This is a genomic window from Sphingobium ummariense RL-3 (assembly GCF_000447205.1).
Taxonomy (GTDB): domain Bacteria; phylum Pseudomonadota; class Alphaproteobacteria; order Sphingomonadales; family Sphingomonadaceae; genus Sphingobium; species Sphingobium ummariense.
Genome location: NZ_AUWY01000030.1, coordinates 1 through 3365 on the forward strand (window position 1 = coordinate 1; position 3365 = coordinate 3365).

At 64.8% G+C, this 3365-nt stretch carries 3 protein-coding genes and 1 pseudogene; 2 read left to right on the plus strand and 2 right to left on the minus strand.

Translation table 11 applies throughout. From position 1 onward, the window contains the following. Positions 1–642: pseudogene (locus M529_RS28340) on the minus strand (hypothetical protein); the annotation flags it as partial. Between the two features lie 265 nt (positions 643–907). After that, positions 908–1672: an IS6-like element IS6100 family transposase gene (locus M529_RS28345; RefSeq protein WP_021316397.1), complete on the minus strand. Its 765-nt coding sequence runs from the start codon at positions 1670–1672 to the stop codon at positions 908–910. Here M529_RS28345 and M529_RS28350 point away from each other — a divergent pair. After that, positions 1649–2830, plus strand: a complete 1182-nt coding sequence (locus M529_RS28350) for a type IV secretion system protein (protein ID WP_456242875.1) — start codon at positions 1649–1651, stop codon at positions 2828–2830. The genes M529_RS28345 and M529_RS28350 overlap by 24 nt on opposite strands. A gap of 2 nt (positions 2831–2832) precedes the next feature. Further along, positions 2833–3315, plus strand: coding sequence for a transglycosylase SLT domain-containing protein (locus M529_RS28355; RefSeq protein WP_021316576.1), 483 nt, complete (start codon positions 2833–2835; stop codon positions 3313–3315). Positions 3316–3365: the final 50 nt, after the last annotated feature.

The following is a 3365-nucleotide window of genomic DNA, read 5'->3' on the forward strand; positions in this document are numbered from 1 at the left end:
CCCCAGCGCGGCATCGACCGCCCAGAGCGGGGTGCGCGTGGCGGCCTGCTCGATCGCCACCGCGCGGTTCCCAAACGAACGGATTTGCACCGCGCGCTCCAGCGGCGCGAACCGCGGATCGGCGCGCAGCAGCGCGTGCAGGCGGGCCAGACCCGCGAAGGGCAGGGGGGTCTCGTCATCCGCGCCGGCCTGTTTCATTAGCGTGATCGCCCTGCCGATCGCTTCCTCCGCCAGCGCGTCTTCGGCTTGCATCGGGCGGTCGGCCCCGAAGCGAGCGGCCAGAGCGATGGTCTGCGCGGCATCGGCGAGCGGTTCCCACGGATGACGGCTGAGTTCGCCGAGCAGGGCGCGGACCACGGCATAGGCGGAGCAGCCGGTGAGGGGTGTCTCTTGGGGGCCGCGGTCGAGCCCGGCGAACCAGGCGTTGAACCGGTGTTCGGCGTCCGCAAATCCCGCTTGCGCCAGGGATGAAAGCAACACCTCCCGCAGCAGCCCTACGCAGAACAGCCGTTTTTCGATATCGGTGAGGCTGGCGAGGAGCCCGTCGAGCCGGCCGAGCGCCAGCGCGCATTCGCCTTGCGCGAGGGCGAGCTCCTCGGGTGGGACGTCGGTGTCGGCGGCGAGGGGATGGAAGCGCTCCATGCCGGATGTGTAGTGAATGCCAAAACACTGCACAACTACTCAGGTGGTTGGTGAACGAACATGTGATAATTGCACTTATCACATAAGCAGATTTGACCGTTCTTTATAAGGTGGGCTACAAGCGCGGCTGAGGAGCGAGGCGCGTCGTGAGCACCGAAACCGCCCGGGAAGGGCCAGAAATCCCCGTAGCGCCGCCTGAGGCTGTCCTGCCGGCTCTGTTGCAAAGATTGGCGGCAGTCAGAGGTAGGCTGTCGCTCTGCGCCGATCAGGCGGCTGCTGCGAAATGGTGGTTGAGCATGCCCATGGCCTCCGTCAGCGCCGAGGGCCCAATGCCAAAAGCTCTCTCCACAAGGCGCACCTCGCCCCTGATGCCGGGCTGCAGGCACCAGGGGCGAGCCTGTCCTTTGCGCAGGGCTCGCATGACTTCGAATCCCTTGATCGTGGCATAGGCCGTGGGGATCGATTTGAAACCGCGCACCGGCTTGATCAGTATCTTGAGCTTTCCGTGATCGGCCTCGATCACGTTATTGAGATMCTTCMCCTGCCGGTGGGCCGTCTCCCGGTCCAGCTTTCCTTCGCGCTTCAATTCGGTGATCGCTGCACCATAGCTCGGCGCTTTGTCGGTATTGAGCGTGGCAGGCTTTTCCCAGTGCTTCAGGCCTCGCAGGGCCTTGCCCAGGAACCGCTTCGCTGCCTTGGCGCTGCGGGTCGGCGACAGGTAGAAATCGATCGTGTCGCCCCGCTTGTCGACTGCCCGGTACAGGTAGGTCCACTTGCCCCGCACCTTGACGTAGGTTTCATCCAGGCGCCAGCTCGGATCAAAGCCACGCCGCCAGAACCAGCGCAGCCGCTTCTCCATCTCCGGGGCGTAGCACTGGACCCAGCGATAGATCGTCGTATGGTCGACCGAAATGCCGCGTTCCGCCAGCATTTCCTCAAGGTCGCGATAGCTGATCGGATAGCGACAATACCAGCGCACCGCCCACAGGATCACATCACCCTGGAAATGGCGCCACTTGAAATCCGTCATCGTTCCGTCCGTCCAATCTCCGCCAAGCATGCTCAAGCTTCACGATTTTTGCAACAGAGCCCGCTGAACTATTTCAAAACGGTGGTCGCGGTGGGCGCGTCCCTGATGACGATGGTTCTTATCGTCGGCGTCGGCAAAACCTTCCTTGACCAATATTATGCCGCAACGGGCGAGGGTTCGTCTCTCCAAGATTTAGGGACCATGCTTGTCTTCGCGGTCGTCCTTCTGGCGCTCGTAAACAAGGTTCCCGCGCTGGTCGGGGGCGTTATAAGCGGCGGCTCGATCCACGCGGCGGGCGGTATCGGAGCCTTTGGGGCAGGGGCCGCGCTGGGTGCTGCCGGGATGGCCGCTGGGGCGGCGGCCACGGGTGGAGCTATGATCGCTGCTGGCGCGATGAACGCTGCGGGTGGAGCCAGCGCGATCAAGGCCGCCTTCGCTGCCGCTGGTGGGAGCGGTGGTGAAGGCGGCCAAACCGGCATGGGAGGCGGGCAACCGCTTTCGTCGGCGGGCGACATGCCGGGAGGCGGCGATAACGGCGGCGGCGGTGGCGGTGGGGGCGGCGGCACGCCCCTTAGCGTCGCTATGGGCGGCGATGGCGGTTCCCCCCCGGCCAATGACAACAGCGGCCTTCAAGGCGGCTCGGAAGCCGCCAGCGCGGGCGGTGGCACGGCTGCAAGCGCCGCTGCGGGTAGCGAGGCGGCCGATCGTGAAGACGGCAACGGCGGCGGCGCTGCCGGTGGCTCGCCTGCGGGGGAGGGGGAGGCCAGCTCCGCCAGCTCGCAAGGTGAAGGCGCGCCCGAAAGTGGCGACACTGGCGGCACGCAACGCACCGGCCTTAGCCGTGCGGCGAAAACCGCAAGCATCCTCGGCGGCGCTGCCGCTGGTATGGCGGTGGGCGCTTTGAAAGAGCGGGTGGGAAATACGGTGGGCGGCCGACTGGCGGCCAATATCCGCGCGTCGGCCGCCTCGGCATCGTCGGGAAGTGAAACGCTCGCTCCCGCGACCGGCGCGGGCAGTCCCGCCAGTTCGTCCGATTCATCGCCACCCCCCACGGCGCAATTCGCGGGCGATACCATTTCGGCCGCCCGTGATGCGGGCGACATGGAGACGCCAGAGGATGAAGTTGCGGCCTTCGTCCAGAGAAGGGGGGACAGCTAATCATGGCCGCTGATCTGCCTCCGGTTGTCATAGAAGAACGGGTGCAATGCTCGATCGCGGCGGCGCTGCGCTATAACATTCCGGCGAACGTCATGCTGGCGGTCGCGGAACAAGAGAACGGTCGGCCCGGCGCGCGCGTCCAGAACACCAATAACACCGCCGATCTTGGCTCGATGCAGCTCAATTCCAGCTATATTCAATCGCTGGCACGCTACGGCATCCGGCCCGAATATGTGCTTGCGGCGGGGTGCTATCCCTACAACCTCGCTGCATGGCGTATCAGAAACCATATCCGGGATGACAAGGGCGACCTGTGGACGCGGGTTGCCAATTATCATTCCCGAACGCCGGTCCATAATGCCCGCTATCGGGCGCTGATTATGGCGAAAGGCGCGCGCTGGGAGGCGTGGCTTTCCTCGCGCTATAATACCTACAGCGTGAACGGCGTGCCGGTAAGCGGCGGGGCTCTGTTGCAAAAATCGTGAAGCTTGAGCATGCTTGGCGGAGATTGGACGGACGGAACGATGACGGATTT